General features: G+C 42.8%; 24 protein-coding genes and 4 pseudogenes. 7 read left to right on the top strand and 21 right to left on the bottom strand.

Going from position 1 to position 24,647, the window contains the following annotated elements:
- Window positions 1-57: 57 nt before the first annotated feature.
- From JQX68_RS20135 to JQX68_RS20165, 7 genes and pseudogenes are all read right to left on the bottom strand, one after another.
- Window positions 58-384: pseudogene (locus JQX68_RS20135) on the bottom strand (DNA-binding protein); the annotation flags it as partial.
- A 45-nt stretch (window positions 385-429) separates the two neighbouring features.
- Entirely contained in the window at window positions 430-843 is a 414-nt protein-coding gene (locus JQX68_RS20140) for a YxiG family protein (protein ID WP_148343351.1), read from the bottom strand.
- 46 nt (window positions 844-889) lie between these two features.
- The gene (locus JQX68_RS20145) at window positions 890-1,147 is read right to left on the bottom strand and encodes a DNA-binding protein (RefSeq protein ID WP_081379860.1); all 258 of its coding nucleotides are present in this window, start codon (window positions 1,145-1,147) and stop codon (window positions 890-892) included.
- Between the two features lie 30 nt (window positions 1,148-1,177).
- The gene (locus JQX68_RS20150; RefSeq protein WP_119995544.1) at window positions 1,178-1,663 is read right to left on the bottom strand and encodes a YxiF family protein; all 486 of its coding nucleotides are present in this window, start codon (window positions 1,661-1,663) and stop codon (window positions 1,178-1,180) included.
- Between the two features lie 163 nt (window positions 1,664-1,826).
- The gene (locus JQX68_RS20155) at window positions 1,827-2,297 is read right to left on the bottom strand and encodes a hypothetical protein (RefSeq protein ID WP_240345549.1); all 471 of its coding nucleotides are present in this window, start codon (window positions 2,295-2,297) and stop codon (window positions 1,827-1,829) included.
- Window positions 2,298-2,570: 273 nt separating this feature from the next.
- Window positions 2,571-3,503 (bottom strand): DMT family transporter, encoded by a 933-nt coding sequence (locus JQX68_RS20160; RefSeq protein WP_147772813.1) that lies wholly within the window; start codon window positions 3,501-3,503, stop codon window positions 2,571-2,573.
- A gap of 67 nt (window positions 3,504-3,570) precedes the next feature.
- A complete protein-coding gene (locus tag JQX68_RS20165; protein WP_147772731.1) occupies window positions 3,571-4,314 on the bottom strand; it encodes an SDR family NAD(P)-dependent oxidoreductase in 744 nt (247 codons plus the stop codon).
- Between the two features lie 167 nt (window positions 4,315-4,481).
- On the opposite strand from JQX68_RS20165, the gene JQX68_RS20170 reads away from it, so the two are divergent.
- Window positions 4,482-5,213 (top strand): 2OG-Fe dioxygenase family protein, encoded by a 732-nt coding sequence (locus tag JQX68_RS20170; RefSeq protein ID WP_147772732.1) that lies wholly within the window; start codon window positions 4,482-4,484, stop codon window positions 5,211-5,213.
- A 33-nt stretch (window positions 5,214-5,246) separates the two neighbouring features.
- Here JQX68_RS20170 and JQX68_RS20175 read toward each other — a convergent pair whose 3' ends face one another.
- The 14 genes and pseudogenes from JQX68_RS20175 to JQX68_RS20235 form a co-directional block, all read right to left on the bottom strand.
- Entirely contained in the window at window positions 5,247-5,693 is a 447-nt protein-coding gene (locus JQX68_RS20175) for a universal stress protein (RefSeq protein WP_040081325.1), read from the bottom strand.
- Between the two features lie 102 nt (window positions 5,694-5,795).
- On the bottom strand, window positions 5,796-7,205 hold the full coding sequence (gene bglH, locus JQX68_RS20180) for an aryl-phospho-beta-d-glucosidase (protein ID WP_187248798.1): 1,410 nt from the start codon (window positions 7,203-7,205) through the stop codon (window positions 5,796-5,798).
- 21 nt (window positions 7,206-7,226) lie between these two features.
- On the bottom strand, window positions 7,227-9,056 hold the full coding sequence (gene bglP / locus JQX68_RS20185) for a PTS beta-glucoside transporter subunit IIABC (protein ID WP_187248799.1): 1,830 nt from the start codon (window positions 9,054-9,056) through the stop codon (window positions 7,227-7,229).
- Between the two features lie 300 nt (window positions 9,057-9,356).
- The gene (locus JQX68_RS20190) at window positions 9,357-9,872 is read right to left on the bottom strand and encodes a DUF2247 family protein (protein WP_240345550.1); all 516 of its coding nucleotides are present in this window, start codon (window positions 9,870-9,872) and stop codon (window positions 9,357-9,359) included.
- A gap of 440 nt (window positions 9,873-10,312) precedes the next feature.
- Window positions 10,313-10,519 carry a hypothetical protein gene (locus JQX68_RS21815; RefSeq protein ID WP_240345551.1) on the bottom strand — a complete coding sequence of 69 codons (207 nt, stop codon included), beginning with the start codon at window positions 10,517-10,519 and terminating at the stop codon, window positions 10,313-10,315.
- Complete coding sequence (locus tag JQX68_RS21820; protein ID WP_240345552.1) at window positions 10,506-10,814, bottom strand: hypothetical protein; 309 nt, start codon at window positions 10,812-10,814, stop codon at window positions 10,506-10,508. The genes JQX68_RS21815 and JQX68_RS21820 overlap by 14 nt, the downstream gene beginning before the upstream one ends.
- A 16-nt stretch (window positions 10,815-10,830) precedes the next feature.
- Window positions 10,831-11,210, bottom strand: a pseudogene (locus tag JQX68_RS20200) (hypothetical protein).
- Window positions 11,211-11,311: 101 nt separating this feature from the next.
- A complete protein-coding gene (locus tag JQX68_RS20205) occupies window positions 11,312-11,563 on the bottom strand; it encodes a hypothetical protein (protein ID WP_103748163.1) in 252 nt (83 codons plus the stop codon).
- 516 nt (window positions 11,564-12,079) lie between these two features.
- The gene (locus tag JQX68_RS20210; protein ID WP_147772734.1) at window positions 12,080-12,559 is read right to left on the bottom strand and encodes a DUF2247 family protein; all 480 of its coding nucleotides are present in this window, start codon (window positions 12,557-12,559) and stop codon (window positions 12,080-12,082) included.
- A gap of 855 nt (window positions 12,560-13,414) precedes the next feature.
- Window positions 13,415-14,192 (bottom strand): annotated as a pseudogene (locus JQX68_RS20215) (ribonuclease YeeF family protein); the annotation flags it as partial.
- 19 nt (window positions 14,193-14,211) lie between these two features.
- A complete protein-coding gene (locus JQX68_RS20220; RefSeq protein WP_147772735.1) occupies window positions 14,212-14,481 on the bottom strand; it encodes a YwqI/YxiC family protein in 270 nt (89 codons plus the stop codon).
- Between the two features lie 11 nt (window positions 14,482-14,492).
- Complete coding sequence (locus JQX68_RS20225) at window positions 14,493-14,858, bottom strand: YwqH-like family protein (RefSeq protein ID WP_040081314.1); 366 nt, start codon at window positions 14,856-14,858, stop codon at window positions 14,493-14,495.
- Window positions 14,859-15,164: 306 nt separating this feature from the next.
- The gene (abnB, locus tag JQX68_RS20230; RefSeq protein WP_147772736.1) at window positions 15,165-16,574 is read right to left on the bottom strand and encodes an arabinan endo-1,5-alpha-L-arabinosidase AbnB; all 1,410 of its coding nucleotides are present in this window, start codon (window positions 16,572-16,574) and stop codon (window positions 15,165-15,167) included.
- A gap of 161 nt (window positions 16,575-16,735) precedes the next feature.
- Window positions 16,736-16,862: pseudogene (locus JQX68_RS20235) on the bottom strand (hypothetical protein); the annotation flags it as partial.
- A 287-nt stretch (window positions 16,863-17,149) separates the two neighbouring features.
- Here JQX68_RS20235 and hutP point away from each other — a divergent pair.
- The 6 genes from hutP (at window position 17,150) to JQX68_RS20265 (ending at window position 24,623) form a co-directional block, all read left to right on the top strand.
- A complete protein-coding gene (hutP, locus tag JQX68_RS20240; RefSeq protein WP_003243875.1) occupies window positions 17,150-17,596 on the top strand; it encodes a histidine utilization transcription antiterminator HutP in 447 nt (148 codons plus the stop codon).
- Between the two features lie 112 nt (window positions 17,597-17,708).
- A complete protein-coding gene (gene hutH / locus JQX68_RS20245; RefSeq protein WP_147772737.1) occupies window positions 17,709-19,235 on the top strand; it encodes a histidine ammonia-lyase in 1,527 nt (508 codons plus the stop codon).
- Window positions 19,232-20,890, top strand: coding sequence for a urocanate hydratase (gene hutU, locus JQX68_RS20250; RefSeq protein ID WP_014665982.1), 1,659 nt, complete (start codon window positions 19,232-19,234; stop codon window positions 20,888-20,890). The genes hutH and hutU overlap by 4 nt, the downstream gene beginning before the upstream one ends.
- A 12-nt stretch (window positions 20,891-20,902) precedes the next feature.
- On the top strand, window positions 20,903-22,168 hold the full coding sequence (hutI, locus tag JQX68_RS20255) for an imidazolonepropionase (protein WP_205440414.1): 1,266 nt from the start codon (window positions 20,903-20,905) through the stop codon (window positions 22,166-22,168).
- A complete protein-coding gene (hutG, locus tag JQX68_RS20260; RefSeq protein WP_205440415.1) occupies window positions 22,161-23,120 on the top strand; it encodes a formimidoylglutamase in 960 nt (319 codons plus the stop codon). Before hutI ends, hutG begins: the two co-directional genes overlap by 8 nt.
- A gap of 75 nt (window positions 23,121-23,195) precedes the next feature.
- On the top strand, window positions 23,196-24,623 hold the full coding sequence (locus tag JQX68_RS20265; RefSeq protein WP_205440416.1) for an amino acid permease: 1,428 nt from the start codon (window positions 23,196-23,198) through the stop codon (window positions 24,621-24,623).
- Window positions 24,624-24,647: the final 24 nt, after the last annotated feature.

Here is a 24,647-nt window from a genome sequence, read left to right on the forward strand (position 1 = left end):
ATTCTCATCATGATAAATCCCTTCATCACATAAACCGACCCAAAGCTGTTGTTTCTCATCCAAAAGACAGCAGGAAACCCCTGAAGGCAAGTGAAAAGCACTTTCCATCCTTCCCTCTTCTGAAAAAACCTTTACCTTCGGCTCATACGATTCGTAATAAACGAAGACATAGCCATCTGCACATTGTTGAAAGAGCAGAATATCACTGTATGCAATCTGCTCTTTCACTTTAAAATCCCGAACATCACCGGAAGGATCATAGGTTGTAATGGTGATATCTCCTTTCTCACCTTTTCCAATGTAGACACACCCCTGTGGATCGGCATGGAAAAAACAATCTTGGGTGTTCGTGTTGATGATTTTATTCATTTTTAATTTTTTCATTGGTTATGCTCCTAGGTTAGAAATGAAATGATAAGAATAAATCATTTAGTTGTTTAATTGGTATGCATAAAACGATTGATCATCAAAGCGAACTGTTTCAGCTTCTATAGCAATCAGCATTCTGTTCATGTCAATGAGAAAGTTAGCATTTGATTGATACTCCGGAATTACAGAATTTGATAGATTTCCGATTCCTTCTGGATGATAACTCATCTCAAAAACTTGCCAATTATATTCTTCCGGATCTATTTTTTCCAATCTCATGTCGCCTACATCCGCACTATAATAAGTGGATGCCACATTTTGAAATAATATTTTATGCGTATATTCAGCTTCACTTTCAAAAACCTTGATATTAAGTGAGAGTTCTTTTTTAAACACATTAAAATCTAAATGAAGGACACTGCACCCCTCATCTATATAATCAACCCATTCATTAATTGTTTTGCACATTGTCATCTCCTGCATCTTTTTTAATCAATAACACCTTACCACCAAACACAAATTACTCCGTATATTGTTTGATCCAATCATTTAAATCATCTGTTGAGTGCAAATAAGTTTCAGGAGAATCTTTCAAATCAATCCCGCTTAGAAGGATTAACATATCCCAGACTCTATCGTCTTCTCCTTCGGGCTCATCCGCATAAACATAAGTGCCCGCCCAATCCGACACTTCTTCTCTTGTTGTTTGTCCGGTTAAGACACTTTTGATTTTATTCGTGCATTCTAGTAAATTTGGCTCGATCAAATTGATCACCACGCATTCAAGTACTAAATGATTTTATAAAGTTTACAGGTTTTTGGCATAAAAGAGCTCACAACCGTATTCCGTGTGAAATAAACAGATTACAAATGTAAAGGAAGGTTCCATCAAAATAAAGCTATTGGAAAGTAATTGATCTTCAAATTCAATAAAATCTAATAAACAGTCTAGATGCTCTATACAATCTTTCAGCGTACTCTTGATGGCTCCCACTTCATCACTTTGTGGATGGAATAGGTAAACGATATCATTTATCCTCTCAGAACCCACAGTAATAATGGTTTCTTTTAAAAGCTGTTTAGCCTCCTTTTTGCTAATTACTCCTACTTCACGTACTATACCTACTATAGAATTTGACAAGACAGTATCCAGCAACTTACGGCTTAGTTCTGCCTCAGTGAATTGATAAATAAACCCTTTTTTTGTACAATTGTTTAATCTCTCTTTTACTTCTTTTATCAATAAATATCTTTTATTTTCTTTAAGTTTTTCAGCTAATTTGCTGCTCGTCACTCTCTCACATCCCAAATAAACAGCCAGGTTTTACTTTACAGTATCGATCTAATACAAATCTCATTCTTTCGCACATAACTATACTTTTAATTTAATGAATTATACTAATAGAATAATCATGATGATTCCATACAAAAGCGTAAAATATACTATTTAAAATTTGTTAAATGATATTTAAAATATTTTCTCTATGTCTTGAACCTATTCTGATTGTCTCAGAATCTGTTATTTCTATATGATAGAAGACAATATTCAGTAAATCTTTAATTATTGTTTTTTCTGTTATATGAACTGTGCTTAATATATTTTTTAACTCATCGTCTTTTCTCACTAATATGATATTCTCATGAGCAACAATTGTATTTTTGTATTCTTCTGCTGATGTTTTCGTAAAAGATATTTTTTTAGGATTAAACAAAGTATTTCCTTTTAATCTTGCCGAGTATATGCGATCATAACTATCTTTATTTGAAACTGAATAAGAATACATTGCATATTGTTTACTTTCTATTTTTTTTAATATGTCGAATATTATATCCTCTATTGTTCTATATTCTTTTTCAACCCGATCATAGTCATTGAGAGTTGATATTTCATAAAAATAGTACATTAACTTTTCCCCTTTTAAACCCACATTATGAACTGTCTCCTCCATCCTTACCGTATTACTTTGTAAAGGATTCTATATGGCATTTGTCTTTGTTAAAATTTTAAACATCCCACAGCCAATTATCAGGTTCTTCCTAACTGATCACAGATCAAATGATCCGGCGCAAAAATTGAAATAACTGTATTATTGATTCAACAATGTTAGCGCCCTCGGAATACAATTACAATATTTTTCTAGAATGTTTATGTTATTTTAAGAATAAAAAAAGGCCCCCTAAGGCCTTTTACGCTTTCTTTCTCAAGCTTGTTCTATATTATTGTCTTCAGCAACCACATCCGCCTTCCCCCGCCTCCTGACAAGCGTCAAGGCCATGCCCGCAAAGATCAGCACGATGCCGAGCGTTTGATAGAGGTCAGGGCGGAAACCTGTAAAGACGGTATCGAGCACGATCGCGACAGCGGGGTCGAGAAAGACAATGATTGAAATAAATTTCGTTGATAAAAATCGCAAGCTGTCAAAAAACAACAAATATACAATACCCGTATGAATAATACCGGTAGATACCACCATAATCCAGTTTCCCTGAGAAAGGTCAGCAAAAGCGCCGAAGTGAATAAACGGAATCAGAATGATAACCCCTAAACCCGTTTGCAGGAAGGTGGTCGTGTAAGGGCTGAGGTTTTGAATGCCTTTTCCCAATAAAGTGGTGAACGCATAAAACAGGGCGGCGAGAACGGCCCAAATGATCCCTGATCCCATCAGCTGCGTCAATGAAGTATTGCCGTTAATCCCGGAAATCAGCGCAGTTCCCAGAAAACAGATGATAATGGAGCTGACGGAGATGACATGTAATCTCTCTCTGTAGATGATGCTTCCCAGGAGAAGAACAAGCACCGGTGCTAGGTGATAAACGGAGATAGCAATTGTAACGGACGTTTCTTCAAAAGACTTAAATAAGAACACCCAGTTGAATACAAGAAAGAAACCGCACGCCAATGTTTGCAGCACGTCTCTCTTTCTCCATTTTTCAGTTTTATATTGGCCGGACGCCAGCCAGCAAAAGCTTAAAAATAGCGTCGCACAAAGGCAGCGGACAAAGACCAATTCAAATGACGGCAGATTGGTATGCTCTGAGAAAAAGCCGATGGAGCCGAAAATCACCATAGAGATGACCATTTTGATTACGGCTGTTGATTTTTGTTTTGGTGTGATTGAGAGATCTTGCTGCATCAAGCGTATTCTACCTCCAGTTATGTATAGGGAAAAGCACCCCAACTGCAAGGTGCTTTTCCCTTTTTTATAGTTTCTTGCCGGCCGTCCAGCCGCCGTCTATGACAAAGTTTGAACCTGTAATAAAGTGCGCCTCATCAGAAGCCAAATACTTCATACAGGAAACAATATCACTCGGCTGCCCCCACGTATGAAGGGCATGGTTATCCTTGATCAGCTGAACCATTTCATCGTCTTGAAAATACTCTTCCGTTAATTCTGTTTGGATCACGCCCGGTGAAATGCTATTCACCCTGATCCCCTTTGATCCAAATTCCATAGCGAGCTGCTTCGTCAGTCCGATGACCGCGTGCTTGGAAGACACATAGGCAGCCCGCGCAGGCTCTGCCATCAGACCGGACACAGAGGCGATGTTGATTATACAGCCTCGTTTTCCCAGCTTTGACCACAGCCTTGCCGCATCTCGGGAAAGAATAAAGGCTGCCGTGAGATTAATGTCTATGACCTTTTTGAATGATTCTGCCGATAATTCAAGAACAGGGGTGATTTCTCTTATCCCTGCTGCATTGATCAAAATATCCGGGATCAATCGGCTTTGTTCAAGTTTTGGCATCAAAGATTCCGCCTGCTGGACATCAGACAAGTCTGCTTTTTCCATCTGAAACTCACCGTTTACTATAAATTCTGACATTTTATTCGTTTGAATATCCACTCCAACGACTCGAAAGCCTTCTGTTAGAAATTGCTTTACTGCCGCAAAGCCGATTCCGCTATTTCCCCCAGTGATCATTATATTCTTTTTTTTCATCATTTTACATTCTGCCTTTTTTCATTTTGGTAATTTGTAATAATCTGAATATTATTATTTGACAATATATTACAAATAATTTAGCATTGCACTACATCCTCTATTTTCCACATTTTCTATCATACAGGAAATTACTAAAAAAATCATCTACTTTTTAAGGAGAGATTCATATGGTTCAAGTTTCAAACGTACAAAAAGAGTTGAGATCCGATATTTCTAAATATGCTTCTTTTTTAAAGGAAAACGGCTATTCGTATATTCCAGCAGATTTCTACCGGCAAAAAAATACAGACGCCGCAGTCTGCGAATTACAGCTTACATATGACGCTTTGAAAGCTGATCCTAAAGGAGGCGGCCGTTACAGAGCGCATTCCCGCTACATTTTGGCTCCTCACTCCGACACTCTTGAATTAGATCCGGATAATGGATATTTCCAATCAAAAGAATATAATTATGATGACGGTGGTATCGTCAGACAATTTGAAAAAATATCAGATGAGTTTCTACAGCATCCTATTACGCAGCAAATGATACATTCAAATGTAGAAATGGCCCGCCAAACCGATTTTGTAGATTGGGAGAAAGAAGTGATCGTCGGGCTTCACCAAGTCAGATATCAAGTGACACCTGACGCGCCTTCATACAGCTCACCCATTTGGCTGCATCGTGACGATGAACCGCTTGTTTTCGTCCATCTATTTCAGCTGAGCGAGGATGCTATCGGAGGAGATAACTTAATTGCTCCGTCTGTTAAGCAAATTGATAAAGTGCTGCGGCTGACAGACCCGCTTGAAACACTTGCTCTCGGGCAAAAGGTCTTTCATGCGGTTACACCGGTCGGCACTGCAAATAGAGATGGTGCGCATCGAGATATATTATTAGTTACATTTTCTAATAAATAAAAAAAGCGCCCAAGGGGCGCTTTTTCAATAAATCTATCGAACAATCAAAACCGGGCAGGTTGATAATTGAGACACTTTATGGCTGACGCTTCCAAGCATCATTTCTTTCAGGCCGCTGATCCCCCGGCTGCCAACGATGATCAGGCTGACGCCTTTCTCTTTTGCATGATTTAGTATTTCATGTGCCGGCTCGCCATTCGCGTAAATGATTTCAGCTTGAACACCGTTATCGGCTGCTTTTTCTTTTGCGTTCTCTAGGATTTTCAGGCCTTCTTTTTTAACTTCGTTCCTGATTTCATCAATAAAATGTTCAGGCACATAGACAATTCCCGTCAGAGAAGAAGTCGTGACGACGGCTTCTCTCCCCACATGAAGAATGCTTAGTTCCGCTTGCTGCTCTTTGGCCAAATGCACTGCGGCATCAAGCGCTTTTTCACTCATATCTGATCCGTCAATCGCAACTAACATTTTGTTAAACATGCTCTTCCCGCCTTTCGGACTGTGGGTGGTTCATCTTTCTCTTTTATTGTCCGCCTGCTTTTCGTTATTGTCAATTGAAGCGCATGAGTTTTCAAAAAGTTGTCAGAGACTCTCTCCGTTTGTAGCGATGACCTGCTGATACCAGTTGAAGCTTTTTTTCTTGATGCGGTTTAATGTTCCGTTTCCTTCATTGTCCCGGTCCACATAAATGAAGCCGTAGCGTTTTTTCATTTCCGCAGTAGATGCACTGACAAGGTCAATTGGCCCCCATGATGTGTATCCGATTAATTCAACGCCGTCCGCAATGGCTTCGCGCACTTCAATTAAATGATCACGCAGATAGTTGATTCTGTAATCGTCCTGAATTGAGCCGTCATCCTCAACTTTGTCTACAGCGCCCAAGCCGTTTTCAACAATGAACAGCGGCTTCTGATAGCGGTCGTATAATGTGTTGAGCGTAATGCGCAAGCCTTTCGGGTCAATTTGCCAGCCCCATTCTGATGATTTCAGGTAAGGGTTTTTAACTCCCCCCAGCAGGTTGCCGCCTGATTTTGCAAGCTCTTCCGGATCAGTGCTCGCCGCCATCGACATGTAGTAGCTGAATCCAATGTAATCTACCGTATGTTCTTTCAAGAGCTCTTCATCGCCTTCAGCCATTTCAATTTCAATATTGTTTTCAGCCAGATAGCGTTTCATATATCCCGGGTACGCGCCTCTTGCTTGAACGTCTGAGAAGAATAGTGTTTTGCGCTCATTCTCCATTGCCGCGAAGACATCCTCCGGCTTAGAGGTCATCGGATAGGTTGTCGTGGCCGCTATCATACAGCCGATTTTCGAATCAGGAATGATTTCGTGACCCGCTTTGACAGCAAGAGCACTGGCGACAAATTGGTGGTGTGCCGCCTGGTACGTCGCGTTTCGTTTGTTTTCTCCTTCTTCAAAGACAAGACCGCCTCCGGTAAACGGGGCATGGAGCACCACGTTAATTTCATTGAACGTCATCCAATACTTCACTTTGTGTTGATAGCGTTTGAAAACCGTTTTTGCATAGCGTTCATAAAACTCTATGACTTTGCGATTCTTCCAGCCGCCATACTTCTTCACTAAACCGAGCGGCATTTCATAATGAGAGATGGTTACAACAGGCTCAATATGATGCTTTAACAGCTCATCAAACAGATCATCATAAAATCTAAGACCTTCTTCATTGGGCTCCTCTTCATCGCCATTCGGAAAAATTCTCGTCCACGCAATTGATGTACGGAACGCTTTAAAACCCATTTCCGCAAACAAAGCGATATCCTCTTTATAACGATGATAAAAGTCAATCCCGTTGTGATACAGATTCAAGGAAGTCTTTGATTCATCAAATGGAGACATGATGCCGTTCGGCGATACGTCAGCTGTCGAAAGCCCCTTACCGCCCTCGTTATAAGCACCCTCCACTTGGTTGGCAGCAACTGCGCCGCCCCATAAAAATCCTTCTGGAAATCGTTTTGCATTTGAACTCATATTGATCACCCCATCAGTTTTTTAAGATAAAGCAAGCAGCGCTTCTTTTGTCTGCACTTTACCGATCTCTTTCACCGGCGAAAACGAATATTGGTCTGTATTGGTCACAATCACCGGGGTAATGATGTCATATCCCGCGGCTTTGATTTGCTCCAGGTCAAAGGACACGAGCGGATCTCCCGGTGCGACCTTGTCGCCTTCTTTGACATGAGCCGTGAACCATTGTCCCTCCAGCTTAACGGTGTCCAATCCAATGTGTATGAGAATTTCAGCTCCCTGATCACTCGTAATGCCAATGGCGTGTTTTGTTTTAAAAATGGTGGTAACACTTCCATGAACAGGCGAGACCACTTCTCCTTCTTCTGGCTCTATAGCAAATCCTTTTCCCATGATCCCGGCAGAAAACACCCCATCTTTGACTTCGCTTAAGGCTTTCACTTCTCCCTTAATCGGGCTGTGAATGATTTCTCCGCTGCCCTCATGCACTGCCGGCTGCTGGCTGCCGTCAGAAGACACATCCTCGAATCCAAGCAAATACGCAGCTGCTGTTCCCGCCACAAATGCAATCACGAGACCGAGCATCGCGTAAATAAACGTTGGCCCGATAAAGACAGGGATGCTCGGCAGTCCTGCATTCCCCCCGACGATATAGGAAGCAACACCCGTCATGCCGTAAAACGCGCCACCTGCTGCACCGCCAATCAAAGCGGCCGCAAACGGCTTTTTCAAACGCATATTCACGCCGTACATCGCAGGTTCTGTGATCCCCATCAGCGCCGTGATGCTCGTGGTAAGCGCGAGTGATTTGAATTTTTTGTTTCTGGAGCGAAGGAAGACGGCAAATGATGCCCCGGCCTGCCCCATATTCGCCAAAAACATAGCCGGCAGTAAATAATCGTGTCCGTTTTGAGCGATGTTGTTGATCATAATTGGCACAAAGGCATAATGCATGCCCGTCATAATGATTAAAGAGAATGTTCCTGCCAGCAAAATCATCGCCACAAGCCCTGCATGATCAAACAAATAATTGACCCCAGAAGACAAGTATTCTCCTAAAATAGCGCCAAGCGGACCGACTGTAATCAATGTCAGCGGCACGACAATCAATAATGTCAACGTCGGAACCACAATCAATTTGAGAGACGAGTGTGTAAAACGGTCAATCCATTTTTCCACGTAGGAAGCAATCCAAATCGCCAGCAAAATCGGAATGACTGTTGACGAATAAGTGGCAGCGGTTACAGGAAGCCCGATAAAGGAAATCGGTTTCCCCGCACCGAGCAGGGCTGTCAAATCCGGGTGCAGAATCGCCGCCGCAATGGCTGCCGCTACGTACGGATTGCTTCCGAATTTTCTCGCCGCACTCATCGCAAGCAGGAGCGGCAGGAAGTAGAACGCGCCATCACCGACAGCCGTCAAAATGACATGAACCTGGCTCTTCTCCGCCATCCAGCCAAACGTAACTGCCAGCGCAACAAGCCCTTTGATCATTCCCGCTCCCGCAATCGCAGGCAGAATCGGAGTAAACACACCAGAAATCACATCAAAAACCGCACTCAGCACATTCTTTTTCTGAGAAGATGAACCAACGCTCTTTTCATCACTGAGATTGCTGTGCCGCACAATCGCCTGATACACCTTCGGCACATCGTTTCCGATAATGATTTGAAACTGCTCGCCGCTGATATTGGTACCCATCACCCCCGGCAGCTGCTCCAGCTGACTGCGATCCGCCTTCGCGTTGTCATAAAGATTAAAACGCAGTCTCGTCATGCAGTGAATCACGCGCTGAACATTTTCTTCCCCGCCTACGAGTTGTAATATGTCTTTCGATAATTTATCATAATCCATGTGTATACCTCCTTTTTATGGGGGGACTGCTGGATGAAAGGTGGCCGCCTTTCACCAGCTTTTTTTGTATCAACTGCCGCATCACCTCCTAAAAGAGAATAAAAAAACCTAAACGACACAGATTGCGAGAGTCTCCTCCTGCACCTGCACCATTTAGGTTTTGCCTGCTTTCGCAGTAACAATCCTGCCGGGTCGTTTTATTTGTTTGTAGGTATACTTTAGCACTAGATTTGCGGGTGTGTCAACGCTTTCATTTTTGGTGTTTGACTAAGGGGAATTCCTTATTAAGGACTGTGTTGTTTATAGAGATAAGCTATTATGTATATTTTGTTTTTCTTTTACCAAAAAGGCTTGAAACAAATTGCATAATCTATTTATATTTTTTTCATAGGAATATAAATGTGGGTTGCATCCGTTATGAGAAGGCTGATAATGAATAAAACCCTCCATATCTTCAGGGTAATTCATATCTGCATAAACTTCTGCAAGTTTGCCCAAAAGCTCGGTTGCATGATCATTATACTTTGATTTTACTTCAAGAAGAATAACATATCTCCATTTTCTTTTTTCAATAGCATAAAAACTATTTTCTTCAACTCGTATTATATTCAAAATGGTTTCTTCAATATCATCCTTGTCTCCCCAAGCCAGTTCTAGAATTTCTTCTTGTTGTATACCGGGATGGTTCATCAAATATTCAATAGCATAATTCATTACTTCAATTTTGTTTATCCACCCCTGCTTCAATCCAACGTAAAGAGTTTTCCAATCGTAATTTACATAATGTACTTTGAAAGTATTTAACGTGATTTTCAATTTCCTACATCCTTGAATTTCATATATGTCACTAAATAAAAATAATTCCAAGTTGCTTTTTAAATATAACCTTTACCTTTGGTTCGTTATGAATATATATAAATAGATCAGAATTACATCTCTTTAATTTAGTAACATTTATAAACTTAGATTCAAAAACAAGCAACTCATTGAAGGCAAGACTTAGATTGCACTCCAAAGCGTATACATCCATTGTCAGAATCAGTTTAAAGCCTATCATATCCTGGATAGAATACATGAATACTTCTGCAAGGGGATCACTCGACACGCTTATTGGCTCACTTTCAAACAGTTCAAATAAATCATATTCATTGTAAGTAGTGAACATTTTAAACTGCCCCTTACCTTTTTATTTGGGTTGCTAGAAAGTGATGATAATTTTGAAAAACCTTAGAAGGTTCGCTCTTCATGGTTTTTCTTTATTTTAATGCCTCTTCTAATATGTTAATTTTATCATCTCCTACATCGTTTATAATAATGCCACAAAAGTTGTCATCACCATCTAAACAAAATAACACGTGATTATTTTCTATAAGAGATTCTATCTCATGAGCTGAAAATTGAATATATACTGTCTTATCTGTTATATATACGTTTAATATTCCTTTTTCATCAATACGTTTCATTCTGTTGCAGGTCCACGTTAAAAACAGGAACCCCTTTAATTGGTTCAATGTTTTCTATATTCGATTCTTTAGATTTATAAACACTTTCACACAGCGTTAATGTAATAGAATGAATTTCTCCTGTTTTTTGTGCAAATCCTATTTCGATTAATGATTTTTTAAAATCACCGGTTCTCCAGTATACCGTTTTATATTCTGATATATCCCAATTTCCAAACTCTATATTAATTGGTGTATAGACATCAAATTCTACTTTCATAGGCTTTTTATCTCTACATTCTAATGTTTTTAACATGATTTCAAATTACCTGCTAATTACTTGAAAATTCTATGCTTATCCTGTCAACCTTTATCTCGACATGTTCCCCAATCAAATGAGGATATTCAGAAAAATACTCATCTTCATCAGTAAGAACAATTCCTGCATCAATTGAATCCTCTTGTAAAACTCCCCTAATATAATATTGATATCCTAAATCAATTCGTGTTTATCTTTTATTCCTTCTTTATTTTCACGAATCATTAACTCATCAAAAATCGTAAAGCCAATCAACACAGGATATTTTTTCCCGACTTCAATTTCATAAGGACAAACTGATGAAAAACCTGTGAATTCAATACCATCAATTTCGAGTGTCACTTCCGCTTCTATATGAGTATCAAGTCCTTTAACAAGCGCTTTATATATCATAGGTGAACCTCTTTGTTTTTTATTATATTGAATAAGATAGAGATTGTTTTTATACATTAAAACCTTGAAAGGCGTTTTGCCAATCAAGGTTTTATCATAGGCTAAGACTCAAAAGCTGTTTTTTCTGGAAATACACCTCCTTCTCTTACTAAACAAACAGCTAATCTTTGTGCAGCTCGATCAAAATAAAATGTTGACGGGAGATCTTTATCAGGAATTTCTTCTAACTCTGAAAACTTCCTAGTTATTTTATTTAATTTAATTTTACCCATAGTATTTTCATTTGGTCCAAATTTGTAAACCACAGTTTCATCATCTTCATATTCTTTTAGTAATAAAATGTATACCGCCACTGTTTATTCCTCAATTAGTAAACTTCAATTCAATCCACTTTTCTTTTATCCATTCCATTCTTTCAGCAGCTTCTTCTGTTGCTAAAACACCTCTTTTGTTTTTGTACTTAATACTTTATTTTGCCCAGATTAAAGTGATCTTGGTATATCCCACCGTCTCTATTGTGCATATCTATCTGCTAATCTGCGAAAATATTTTCAACCACTGTTTTATGTTTATCAGAACTAATTAAATTTAAATTTCCTAAGATTCCTAATATTGGTAATTTACCAGACAATACTTTTATTGATTGTCAATTTCTTCCTTTACGCTATCGAAATCACTAAATATATCAAATCCTAACGAATTACTAATAAGGAAACCATTTTTAAGTATTTCCTCTTTTTCCAAATCCAAAATGACTTCATCATAATCATATTTATACTTGAGCAATTAAACTATCTCCGCTATTTCTTATTCAACGTTAGGTGGTGTACGTTAACACAAGCAAGAAAATGCGTGTTTTCCAATCCTAATTAATTGAGAATTATTTGCTTCTCTGTTTTCAGAAATTCTTTCAGCAGTTCTTTTACTGTATATTCCGAATCAGAAGGATAATAAAACGCATCCGATACAGTTCTAAAAAAATTGTGCATATGTTCAGGTGAGTTAAACATAAAAAAAATGTTCTCAATGTCGCTAAACACCATATCATCTGAGGAATTAATATATATATCCTTTAAAACACTGTATAACCACTTATGATACTCTCTATTCATGACTTCAGAAGAACCATCAGACACTATTTGTTCTAATAAAAAATCTACTTTTTCTTCAGTTTGTTCCCACGCCAATTCAAGGATATTTTCATTTTTAATATTAGGGTTATTCTCTAAATGATTAACTGCATAATTTGTAACTTCTTGTGAAGAAATTAACTTAAATTTTCTGCCAATAAACAATGTAATCCAGTTACATTCAAATTCATTTTTCTTGATGATCTCAACTGTATACATTCTTTTACCTTCCCCATTGGTTTATTTTCCCTGATACTTTTCCACCTGGAATGAAAGTTCGATGGGTTACTTTGTTAGTTGTAGGATCCACAACCCATTCAAATACACCACGAATCGTTTCTTTCTTCTCTATCATTTCAGGAGCATTATTCTTAACCTTTTTGTATTTTGTGTCATACTTCACCATTGAACCTTCTATCTGGTACAGTGAATCCATATGCCCTTTTCTATTTGGTAAATCAAATCTTTGTGCATTAATTGCATAGTTATCAACTATATCATTAAAACTATGGTAAAAATCCTCTTTTAATGCACTACCTACTCGGTTATTATCTAAAACAGGATGTTTAAGGTTTTTGACACTCTTAGAAGCAACCTTATTAACCTCACCCTTACTTTCCTTCTCCGCAACATGTTTAGCCACATCTTTGACAACACGCTTCCCGCCTCGGACCGCCAATTTTTTCACAGCGCCCTGAGGGCTTACCCACTCAATAAATTCATATTGAGTTCCGGCAAGAAACGAATCAAGTGGCTTAGCTCCGCCAACTTTATCCTCTGGAATGTAAGACACTTCTTCTAGACGCTTTTTCCCTCCAGCGTAGAATTCTCTCACAATTTGGCCATTTTCATATACAAAATATTTGCCGCCGACGTAGTCAATGCTTGCAGTATCACTTTCTAGCTCGTCAATCACTTGAATCGTATCTATCTTTTTTAATCCTTTATGATTATACAGTTTATCATTTATCACCCGTATGTCTCCATAGACTTTCGGGTGAGCTGCTGCTTCTTTCTGCAGAACTGTTACGTTACTATCATCAGCATGAATCTCACGCTCAATCTTCTGTTGTTTGCCTTCCTTCATCACAGTATCAACGTTGGACTGCTTATGTTTCTCCAGTTTCTTCAACATCATCTCCATCGGAGAATCATCCGCCCGCTTCATTTGCGGGTTAATGCCGCCGAAGGTTTGGTTGATGTTTTCTTCTTCCTTTGATTTCAGGATGGAGCCGCTTTTGTAGCCTGTGATTTCAATTTTCGGACCGGTGTACATGGTTTCGAGCTGGTCTATATATTTTTTCATCGTTTGAAAATCTGATTTTGCCGTTTCTAGTGCTTGAGTTTGCTGGCCGTCAAATTGAAAGAGCTTATTCAGGGTGTCTGAAATCAGTCGCTCAGCCTGTTCTGTTTCCATCCGGAAAAAGGAGTCATTGACTGTCGGCAGGCTGACGATGTGGTCGATAGCTGATGTTTGGCGATTGACTGCATCTGTGAGCTGCTCTGTCACTTCTCGTGCATGCTTGACCCCGTGTCTCGCGTCGTGTGAGAGAAAAGCCTCTGCGATCATGCCGTGGGAGTCAGATTCTACAGAGGAAATCGCATGCTGTGTTTGTTTCAGCACTTTTTTGTATTCGTCGATAAACATGCCAAAGAAAAGGAGAAAAGGCTTGTGGCACTCCTCGTAGAAGGTCCGGATGGCATCTCCGCCTTTTCCTTTTAGCGCATCCTTCATGCCAGCCAGATGCTCAACGCTTTTTTCCAGCTTCTCCAGCTGCTGTTTTTGCTTGTCCAGTTTCTCAATCGTATGCTGAATGCCCTCGTGAAGAGCGTGGACATCTAATGTTTTCAATCCCTTGTCCTCCCGCGCTTTATTTCATGGAAGATGATATGTTTTCGTCCGTTTCCTTCATGGCGTTTACCGCGCTTTCCGTTTGTGCGATATGCTTGGCCAGAACGGACGCATATGCTTCAGTGAGCTTTTTGATGTCCTCATTTAATTGCTCGATAGACTTTACCGCACTCAAATGGTTTCGTCCTGAGAGATGGCCTGGCAAGGAGGATTTGAGTTCAGCTGAATTCCTAAGCTGTGAGAGACCTTGCTTCACTGTGCCATAGACCATTTTAATTTCCTGTGCCATTTGTGCTCACCTCACTTTTTATGTTTTTCCTTCTCTATTTCATGCTCTATCCTCGTGATTTGGTGTCTGATGGAATACACATCGCTCTCTAATGAGTGGATTTTTCCTTCTATGCTTTCGATGATTCCGCTGACTTGATCGCTTTTGATTTGCTGATATGCTTTGTTCATTCCTTCACGAATATCTTCAAACCGCTCCGCATGTGTTCCTCTCCATGCCTCCCGGTGAAGATGAGGCCGGTGAATGAGATGCTGGGCCTCAGAGAAATCGTGTTTGATTTGCCTAATTTCGTGCAGCACTCGTTTTAATTGATGGATCTGTTCCTGCTTTTCATGTAAGTCGGCTTTTACCGAATGTAACAACATTTCACTATGCATGCCGCAACACCTCGTGTTTCTATCAAACTGTGTCAATTCTTTACAATACAGACTATTTTCATATTACATGATGGGTCATATTGGATAAATAGGTAAAAAGGTTTGTCTTAAGGGAAGTTAAAGCGGTTCTAATTTGCTAAAAATACGTTTTTTACGATTTCACAAGAGGGCGAATAATCACAATAGGGACTTTTCATTTAGGTCTTTCATCTCACTATCATTTATATTTCCCCCTCGTGCTTAACTGTTACTATTAGTCAATAATAATCATAAAAAAACGCCTTCCCTCGAAGGCGCTTCTTCATCTTATTTAGATCCCCAAACAGCCTCACCGCTGCCATTCAACACACTAAACGTCATCACGTTCTTCTCTCTCACCGAATCCCACTGGCGTACAAATACCCCGTTATACTTCTTGCCCGATAATGTGATCTCAGCTGTGTTTTTTCCGGTTTTCTTCCATGTTCCGGTCATTTCCCCGGAAATGGTGTGGTTTTTGTTGAGCTGGATGTTGATGGTTTTTTTGATGTCGGCTGAGATGTCTTTTCCATGCTGGATGAGTTTGTACGTTCCTGTGATGTCTTTTTGTTTTACTTCTTTCAATGTTTCGCCTGCATAACGATATGGCGCTGCTACCGGCCAGCCGTCTTTGTTCATGAACAATTGGTGGACTCTGACTTCGTGTTCTTCACCTCTGCCCGGGAAGCGGGTGTGGAAGATTAAATAGGAACGCCCGGTTTTCTCGTCATAGTATGCGGAGTTGTGGGCTGGTGAAACATACCCGGTGCCTTTTTCATTTTCTGTTTCAAAAGTGTAGCTGCCCATGAGTTTGACGCCATATGGTTCGATGGAGCGGTCGTCGAAGAATGTGCCTTCTTTGCCGCGGACGTCGAGCATTGGATTGCCTTCTGCATCATAGTAAGGACCGTCCGGTTTCTTGGAGCGGGCCACACGGATGTTATAGCCGCCTGTTGCATCGAGACCACCATATGATAGGTATAAGTAGTAGTATTGGGTGTCTGGATTGTAGAGAACATACGGGCCTTCGATTCTGCTGTGGTTTCCGCCGAGCAGTTTTTTCCCGTATCCCTGTCCAGAAAGCGGGAAGCCCGTTTTCGGATTCATTTCAAGTATGAAAATGCCGCCTGAGTATGATCCGTACACCATCCACAGCTTTCCGTCTTTATCAAAGAAGGTATGCGGGTCGACGACATTCGGATGTTTGGTTGCGTCATACGGTGTTCCATCGCTGCTTGTGCCTTCCATTCCTGATTTCAAAAAGATGCCTTTGTTTTTGTATGGCCCTTCGATGTTGTCAGCGACGGCAACACCCATGGCGGACCTAGGCGAGTCGCCGCGGCAGGCGTTGTAGTACATGTAGTATTTGCCGTCCGCCAGCTGCGTGACGTCAGCCGCCCAAAGAGTGTCGGATTGGGCCCATTCGAAGGTTTCTTTTAATTCTTCATAGACATTCGGAATCAGTGGGTTGTCATTGCTTACGCTGGTGGTCAGCTGCTGCCATTGCATGAGGTCATTCGTTTTTGCTGAAGCGAGATGAGATCCAAAAACATAAAAGGTGCCGTTCGTTTCAATGATGGAAGGGTCATGGACGCTAACTTCTTTAAATACTGGTTTTTGTGCATAAACGGAGTTTGGGAGGGTGAAGGCCATGATAAGAGCCGCAAGAAAACATACACGGAACAATCGGTTGAACATCTAAACAATTCGCCTCTCTTTTTTATTAAATTTTAAACGCTTACATTTCACTATGAAAATACCCCGCCTATTAAAAACAGCCGAATGTTTTCATATTCAAACAAATAGGTGATTTCTCTTACATAGTCAGACTGATGTCTGTCAGTCTTGCGCAGAACTGCTGCTTGCATATCCTCTCCTTCATAGTTCAACTCTTTTGCTGTTTCTCCTTCTTTCATCACTCTGTTTTCATTCGCATACATGTAATAACTGCTTTGTCAGGTTTTGCATCGACTGTGATACAGCCATTTCGTTGTCGGCGTTTTTTAAGATGATGGCTGATTGCCCGTCAACACCTGAGGCAGTTGGCTGGCTCTTTAGAAAATGCCTTGCGAAAAATACGACGTAGTAAATGCATATTGAGAGTAAGACAGCGGCGCTTGCCTCCTGTCTGGATATCGTGTCTGCGTCTCGCTATCACAATAGCAATCTAACTTGTTAAAGACTGTAAAAAATCTTTTGACTTCTGCTGCTGAACCAATTAATATAATACTCAGTTAATAGTTATCAGAATTTTTAGGAATTGAGTGATTCATATGACACTGCATAAAGAGCGTCGGATCGGACGGCTGTCTGTTCTTCTGTTGCTGAATGAGGCGGAAGAGAGTACACAGGTCGAGGAGCTGGAGCGAGATGGATGGAAGGTCTGTCTCGGCAAGGTAGGATCAATGGACGCGCATAAAGTAGTAGCTGCAATTGAAACCGCTTCCAAAAAGAGCGGTGTCATTCAATCTGAGGGTTATCGGGAGTCACACGCGCTTTATCATGCGACGATGGAGGCTTTGCACGGCGTGACCAGAGGTGAAATGCTGCTTGGATCACTGCTTCGGACGGTGGGCTTGAGGTTTGCTGTTTTGAGGGGAAATCCTTATGAAAGTGAAGCGGAAGGCGATTGGATTGCTGTCTCGCTTTACGGAACAATCGGGGCGCCGATTAAAGGTCTTGAGCACGAGACATTCGGTGTTGGAATTAATCACATATGAAACAGCCCATAGATCATAGACGATAGGGGGCTATGCGTGAAAACAGATGTTCACAGCATAGCTCCTTTTTGTATGGGCGCTTTACCAAAGTAAAGAAAAAGGAGTTGGGCTTATGGTGACTTTAGACGGTTCTTCATTGACAACAGCCGACGTCGCTCGTGTGCTGTTTGATTTTGAGAAGGCAGCGGCTTCCGAGGAAAGTATGGAGCGCGTGAAAAAAAGCAGAGCGGCAGTGGAACGGATTGTACGTGACGAAAAGACAATCTACGGCATCAACACCGGATTTGGCAAATTCAGCGATGTCCTGATTCAGAAAGAAGACTCGGCGGCGCTGCAGCTGAATTTAATCCTCTCTCATGCCTGCGGTGTCGGCGACCCTTTTCCTGAGTGTGTGTCCAGGGCAATGTTGCTTTTGCGCGCCAATGCGCTGTTAAAAGGCTTTTCCGGTGTACGCGCTGAGCTAATCGAACAGTTGCTTGCTTTTTTAAATAAACGCGTCCATCCTGTCATTCCCCAGCAGGGATCACTTGGCGCAAGCGGAGATTTGGCGCCGCTTTCCCACCTGGCGCTTGCGCTGATCGGGCAAGGAGAAGTCTTTTTTGAGGGGGAAAGAATGCCGGCAATGACAGGCTTGAAAAAAGCCGATATTCAGCCGGTAACGCTGACATCCAAGGAAGGGCTTGCCTTGATTAACGGGACTCAGGCCATGACTGCAATGGGAGTGGTCGCCTACATTGAAGCTGAGAAACTAGCCTATCAAACAGAGCGAATTGCCAGCTTAACGATTGAAGGCTTGCGGGGAATTATCGATGCATTTGACGAGGATATTCACTTAGCCCGCGGCTATCAGGAGCAGATCGATGTCGCAGAACGAATTCGCTTTTATCTATCTGACAGCGGCCTGATAACCTCCCAGGGAGAACTGCGGGTGCAGGATGCCTATTCATTGCGCTGTATCCCGCAGGTACACGGTGCAACTTGGCAGACGCTAGGCTATGTTAAAGAAAAATTAGAGATTGAAATGAACGCCGCTACAGACAATCCGCTTATTTTCAATGATGGTGACAAAGTGATTTCCGGCGGAAACTTTCACGGACAGCCGATCGCCTTTGCCATGGATTTTCTAAAAATCGCAATTTCAGAGCTTGCGAATATCGCAGAGCGCAGGATCGAACGACTTGTGAATCCGCAGCTGAATGACCTGCCGCCGTTCCTAAGCCCTCATCCCGGTCTGCAATCCGGTGCAATGATCATGCAGTATGCCGCGGCCTCACTCGTTTCTGAAAATAAAACACTGGCCCATCCTGCAAGTGTGGATTCTATTCCGTCATCCGCAAACCAAGAAGACCATGTCAGCATGGGAACCATCGCCGCTCGGCATGCTTATCAGGTGATCGCAAATACAAGGAGAGTTATTGCGATTGAAGCGATTTGCGCATTGCAGGCGGTTGAATACAGAGGCATAGAACATGCAGCGTCCTATACGAAACAGCTTTTTCAGGAAATGAGAAAAGTCGTGCCGTCCATTCAGCAGGACCGTGTTTTTTCCTATGACATTGAACGCTTGACTGACTGGCTGAAAAAAGAATCTTTATTACCTGATCATCAGAATGAAGAACTAAGGGGGATGAACATATGACTGATGTAAAAAAATCAATCCGTGCCAACAGAGGAACAGAGCTTGAATGCTTAGGGTGGGAGCAAGAGGCGGTGCTTCGGATGCTTCGGAACAACCTTGATCCGGAAGTCGCCGAGAAGCCGGAGGATCTCATCGTATATGGCGGCATTGGCAAAGCCGCACGGGATTGGGACGCTTTTCACGCCATTGAGCATTCCTTAAAAACACTAAAAAATGATGAAACCTTGCTCGTGCAGTCCGGAAAGCCTGTTGGCATGTTCCGTACACACCCGCAGGCCCCGCGTGTGCTCTTAGCAAATTCTGTTCTTGTTCCGAAGTGGGCAGACTGGGAGCATTTCCACGAGCTTGAGAAAAAAGGGTTAATGATGTACGGACAGATGACGGCTGGCAGCTGGATTTACATTGGCTCACAAGGCATATTGCAAGGAACCTATGAAACCTTTGCTGAGCTCGCGCGACAGCACTTCGGAGGCAGCTTAAAAGGAACATTGACACTGACAGCGGGTCTCGGCGGAATGGGAGGCGCCCAGCCGCTGTCTGTCACGATGAATGAAGGCGTCGTCATCGCCGTCGAGGTTGATGAGAAACGTATCGACAAGCGGATCGAAACAAAATACTGCGATCGAAAAACAGCATCGATTGAGGAAGCCTTAGCGTGGGCTGAAGAGGCAAAATTGGCAGGAAAACCTTTGTCCATTGCGCTTCTCGGAAATGCAGCTGAGGTGCATCACACACTTTTGAACCGCGGTGTCAAAATTGATATTGTGACCGATCAGACATCTGCCCATGACCCTTTAATCGGTTATGTTCCCGAGGGCTATTCACTTGATGAAGCTGACCGTTTGCGTCAAGACAATCCAGATCTTTACGTGCGCCTTGCGAAGCAAAGCATGAAAAAACATGTCGAAGCCATGCTGGCCTTTCAACAAAAGGGCTCTATTGTATTTGACTACGGCAACAATATCCGGCAAGTCGCAAAGGATGAAGGGCTGGAGAATGCCTTCGATTTTCCGGGGTTTGTCCCTGCCTACATCCGCCCCTTATTCTGTGAAGGAAAAGGACCGTTCCGCTGGGCGGCGCTTTCCGGTGATCCGGCAGATATTTACCGTACGGATGCGTTATTAAAAGAACTGTTCCCGACAAATAAAGCCCTTCACCGCTGGATTGATATGGCACAGGAAAAAGTCACGTTCCAAGGCTTGCCGTCCCGTATTTGCTGGCTTGGATATGGAGAACGAAAAAAGATGGGCCTCGCCATTAACGAGCTGGTTAGAACCGGGGAGCTAAAAGCGCCTGTCGTAATTGGGAGAGATCATTTGGACTGCGGGTCTGTCGCCTCTCCAAACCGGGAGACAGAAGCGATGAAGGACGGAAGTGACGCTGTCGGCGATTGGGCTGTGCTGAATGCGCTTGTCAACACAGCGGCGGGTGCAAGCTGGGTTTCCTTCCACCATGGCGGCGGCGTCGGAATGGGCTATTCCCTGCATGCCGGTATGGTTGCCGTTGCCGATGGAAGTGAGCTGGCTGACGAGCGGCTCGCCCGTGTCTTAACGAGCGACCCGGGAATGGGCATTATCCGCCACGCTGATGCCGGTTATGAACGTGCCGTTGAAGTAGCGAAGGAACAGGACATTATCGTGCCGATGCAAAAATAAAGGAGTGATGATATGCCAAAGCAAATTGATACGATTCTCACCAACATCGGTCAGCTTTTAACGATGGAAAGCAGCGGCCCGCGTGCAGGCAAAAGCATGCAGGATCTTCATGTGATCGAAGACGCTGTTGTCGGCATCCATGAACAGAAAATTGTGTTCGCCGGACAAAAAGGGGCTGAAGCCGGTTACGAGGCAGACGAAATCATTGATTGTTCGGGACGCCTTGTAACGCCTGGCCTCGTTGATCCGCACACCCATCTTGTATTTGGCGGATCTCGTGAAAAGGAGATGAACCTTAAGCTTCAGGGCATTTCATATTTGGATATTCTGGCGCAGGGCGGCGGGATTCTATCTACAGTCAAGGACACCAGGGCGGCTTCAGAAGAAGAGCTGCTGCAAAAAGCCCATTTTCATCTGCAAAGAATGCTGTCCTACGGCACGACCACGGCAGAAGTGAAAAGCGGCTACGGCTTGGAAAAAGATACAGAGCTGAAACAATTGCGTGTCGCAAAAAAACTGCATGAAAGCCAGCCTGTTGATCTTGTTTCCACATTTATGGGAGCCCATGCGATTCCTCCCGAATATCAAAACGATCCAGATCAATTTCTTGATCAAATGCTTTCCCTTTTGCCAGAAATCAAAGAACAAGAGCTCGCCGGCTTTGCTGATATTTTTACAGAAACAGGCGTTTTTACAGTCAGCCAATCCCGCCGTTATTTACAACAAGCAGCTGAGGCGGGCTTCGGATTAAAAATACACGCAGATGAAATCGATCCGCTTGGAGGAGCCGAGTTAGCAGGTGAGTTAAAGGCTATATCAGCCGACCATTTGGTAGGTGCATCGGACGAAGGCATATCGAAAATGGCCGAGGCAGGAACGATTGCCGTCCTCTTGCCGGGAACAACATTTTATCTTGGCAAAAGCACATACGCCAGGGCAAGAGCTATGATCGATGAAGGGGTATGTATCAGCTTGGCAACGGATTTTAACCCTGGCAGCTCGCCGACTGAAAATATCCAGCTGATCATGTCGATTGCCGCGCTTCATTTGAAGATGACAGCAGAAGAAATATGGCACGCGGTCACAGTCAATGCCGCATATGCCATAGGAAAAGGAGAAGAAGCCGGTCAGCTCAAAGCTGGCCGCTCAGCTGATCTTGTCATTTGGCAAGCCTCGAACTATATGTATATTCCGTATCACTACGGAGTCAACCATGTACATCAAGTCATGAAAAATGGAACAATTGTTGTCAACAGGGAGGGAGCCATTCTTGGATAAGTACCCTTTTCTTAGAGAAGCCGGGTATTCGTTTAAGGACCGGGATGTCACAAAAATGGGCGACCTCATCGCAGCATGGGACGGCCAAGACATTAAGGGACCGGCGTTGATAGGTGTCCCCCTATCAAAATCCTCCATCAGTCATTCAGGCGCTTCCTTTGCACCTGGAACAATACGTCAGGCTCTGAAACATTCATCAGCCTATTCTGCTGAGCTTGGAGAGCACGTCGTATCAGATCTTCTATATGATCTGGGGGATATCGATATTCATGTCACTGATATCGTAAAGTCGCATCATCACATTTTCCAAACCATGCACGCTCTGCTTTCGGACCATCCGGATTGGGTGCCGCTCGTACTCGGGGGAGATAACTCGATCAGCTACTCCACCATAAAAGCGATAGCACAAACAAAAGGAACGACAGCAGTGATTCAATTTGATGCCCATCATGATGTCCGCAATACGGAGGACGGGGGGCCGACAAACGGCACTCCCTTCCGCCGCCTTTTGGATGAAGAGATTATTGAGGGCCAACATTTGATCCAGCTGGGTATCAGAGAATTCAGCAACAGCCAGGCATATGAAGCTTATGCCAAAAAACATAACGTGAACATTCACACGATGGGCATGATCCGGAAAAAAGGACTAATCCCAACGATAAAAGAGATTTTGCCTGCTGTTCAAAAAAGAACAGATTTCATTTTTATATCTGTTGACATGGATGTCTTAGACCAGTCCCATGCACCCGGCTGTCCAGCGATTGGGCCGGGCGGTCTCTATACAGATGAATTGCTTGAAGCCGTCAAGTTCATCGCACAACAGCCCAATGTCGCCGGGATTGAAATCGTTGAAGTTGATCCTACCCTCGATTTCCGGGATATGACAAGCAGAGCTGCAGCCCATGTTCTGTTACATGCATTAAAAGGAATGAAACTCTCCCCATTCAAGTGATCTTCTGGCAGGTTGTATTTTGGGTATAAGAAACTCATCTGCCTAATGAATGGCAGCTAAAAGGAGGGCGAGACAGTGAATCTTCAGGAGAACAGCGGCCAACAGCTAAAACGCACAATGAAAAGCAGGCACTTATTTATGATTTCATTGGGAGGCGTCATAGGCACAGGACTTTTTCTCAGTACAGGCTATACGCTGCATCAAGCCGGACCCGGCGGTACGATACTCGCTTATGTAATCGGCGGGTTGATGATGTACCTCGTCATGCAATGTCTCGGCGAATTGTCGGTTGCCATGCCGGTAACCGGCTCTTTTCAAAAATATGCGACAACATTCATCGGCCCATCAACCGGTTTTATGGTCGGCATCATGTATTGGATCAATTGGGTGGTGACGGTAGGTTCTGAGTTTACCGCATCCGGTATTCTCATGCAGCGCTGGTTCCCGGACAGCAGTGTGTGGATGTGGAGTGCGATTTTTGCGGCTCTTCTTTTCGTATGCAACGCATTTTCAGTTAAGTTATTTGCGGAAACTGAATTCTGGTTTTCCAGCGTAAAAATTGTCACTATTATTTTATTTATCATTTTAGGAGGAGCCGCCATGTTTGGCCTGATCTCTTTAAACGGGATGGCGGATGCTCCTATGCTGTCGAATTTCACAGACCATGGCGGGCTGTTTCCGAATGGCTTTCTCGCCGTTTTTATCGCGATGATATCTGTTAGCTTCGCCTTTTCCGGTACAGAGTTAATCGGCGTTACAGCAGGAGAATCAGCAAATCCTCAAAAGGATATTCCGCGATCCATCCGTAATGTCGCATGGAGAACAGTCATTTTTTTCATTGGCGCTGTCTTCGTCTTATCCGGGTTGATTTCGTGGCAGGACGCAGGCGTGATCGAAAGCCCGTTTGTCGCCGTATTTGCGGAGATCGGAATCCCTTACGCCGCGGACATTATGAATTTCGTGATATTAACAGCCTTGCTGTCTGTCGCCAACTCAGGCTTATATGCTTCGACCCGTATGATGTGGTCGTTAGCAAATGAAAACATGATCAGCTCCCGTTTTAAGAAAGTCACATCGAAAGGGATTCCTTTAAATGCCTTAATGATCAGTATGGCTGTATCTTGTTTATCTCTCGTTTCCAGTATCGTGGCCCCTGGAACTGTCTATGTGGTGATGGTTGCAATTGCTGGATTTGCAGGAGTCGTGGTCTGGATGAGCATTGCCTTGTCCCAGCTCTTGTTTCGAAAGAGGTTTCTGAAAAAAGGGGGAAATGTAAAAGACCTGACATTTCGCACGCCGCTTTATCCTCTTATGCCTATAGCCGCTCTCTTATTATGTTCAGCTTCTTGTATCGGTCTTGCTTTTGATCCCAATCAAAGAATCGCACTTTTCTGCGGAATTCCTTGTATCATCCTTTGTTATCTCATCTACCATTTCAAAAGAAATGTTTCAAAAACGAAAAAAATCAGCCAAGAGGAATATCCGGCTGATCACATCCTATAATCAAAAAAGCACACCCCCGCTCAG

It is taken from the genome of Bacillus sp. LJBS06, from assembly GCF_016924995.1.
In the GTDB taxonomy this organism is placed as follows: Bacteria; Bacillota; Bacilli; order Bacillales; family Bacillaceae; genus Bacillus; species Bacillus stercoris.

Excerpts from the sequence above, each read along its gene's own strand:
- hutH (WP_147772737.1), top strand. The coding sequence starts at position 17,709 with ATGGTGACTTTAGACGGTTCTTCATTGACAACAGCCGACGTCGCTCGT.
- abnB (WP_147772736.1), bottom strand. The coding sequence starts at position 16,574 with ATGTTCAACCGATTGTTCCGTGTATGTTTTCTTGCGGCTCTTATCATG.
- bglH (WP_187248798.1), bottom strand. The coding sequence starts at position 7,205 with ATGAGTTCAAATGCAAAACGATTTCCAGAAGGATTTTTATGGGGCGGC.
- JQX68_RS20210 (WP_147772734.1), bottom strand. The coding sequence starts at position 12,559 with ATGTATACAGTTGAGATCATCAAGAAAAATGAATTTGAATGTAACTGG.
- JQX68_RS20140 (WP_148343351.1), bottom strand. The coding sequence starts at position 843 with ATGACAATGTGCAAAACAATTAATGAATGGGTTGATTATATAGATGAG.
- JQX68_RS20225 (WP_040081314.1), bottom strand. The coding sequence starts at position 14,858 with ATGCATAGTGAAATGTTGTTACATTCGGTAAAAGCCGACTTACATGAA.
- JQX68_RS21820 (WP_240345552.1), bottom strand. The coding sequence starts at position 10,814 with ATGTTAAAAACATTAGAATGTAGAGATAAAAAGCCTATGAAAGTAGAA.
- JQX68_RS21815 (WP_240345551.1), bottom strand. The coding sequence starts at position 10,519 with ATGAAACGTATTGATGAAAAAGGAATATTAAACGTATATATAACAGAT.
- hutI (WP_205440414.1), top strand. The coding sequence starts at position 20,903 with ATGCCAAAGCAAATTGATACGATTCTCACCAACATCGGTCAGCTTTTA.
- JQX68_RS20175 (WP_040081325.1), bottom strand. The coding sequence starts at position 5,693 with ATGTTTAACAAAATGTTAGTTGCGATTGACGGATCAGATATGAGTGAA.
- JQX68_RS20170 (WP_147772732.1), top strand. The coding sequence starts at position 4,482 with ATGGTTCAAGTTTCAAACGTACAAAAAGAGTTGAGATCCGATATTTCT.
- JQX68_RS20160 (WP_147772813.1), bottom strand. The coding sequence starts at position 3,503 with ATGCAGCAAGATCTCTCAATCACACCAAAACAAAAATCAACAGCCGTA.
- hutP (WP_003243875.1), top strand. The coding sequence starts at position 17,150 with ATGACACTGCATAAAGAGCGTCGGATCGGACGGCTGTCTGTTCTTCTG.
- JQX68_RS20165 (WP_147772731.1), bottom strand. The coding sequence starts at position 4,314 with ATGATGAAAAAAAAGAATATAATGATCACTGGGGGAAATAGCGGAATC.
- bglP (WP_187248799.1), bottom strand. The coding sequence starts at position 9,056 with ATGGATTATGATAAATTATCGAAAGACATATTACAACTCGTAGGCGGG.
- hutU (WP_014665982.1), top strand. The coding sequence starts at position 19,232 with ATGACTGATGTAAAAAAATCAATCCGTGCCAACAGAGGAACAGAGCTT.
- JQX68_RS20220 (WP_147772735.1), bottom strand. The coding sequence starts at position 14,481 with ATGGCACAGGAAATTAAAATGGTCTATGGCACAGTGAAGCAAGGTCTC.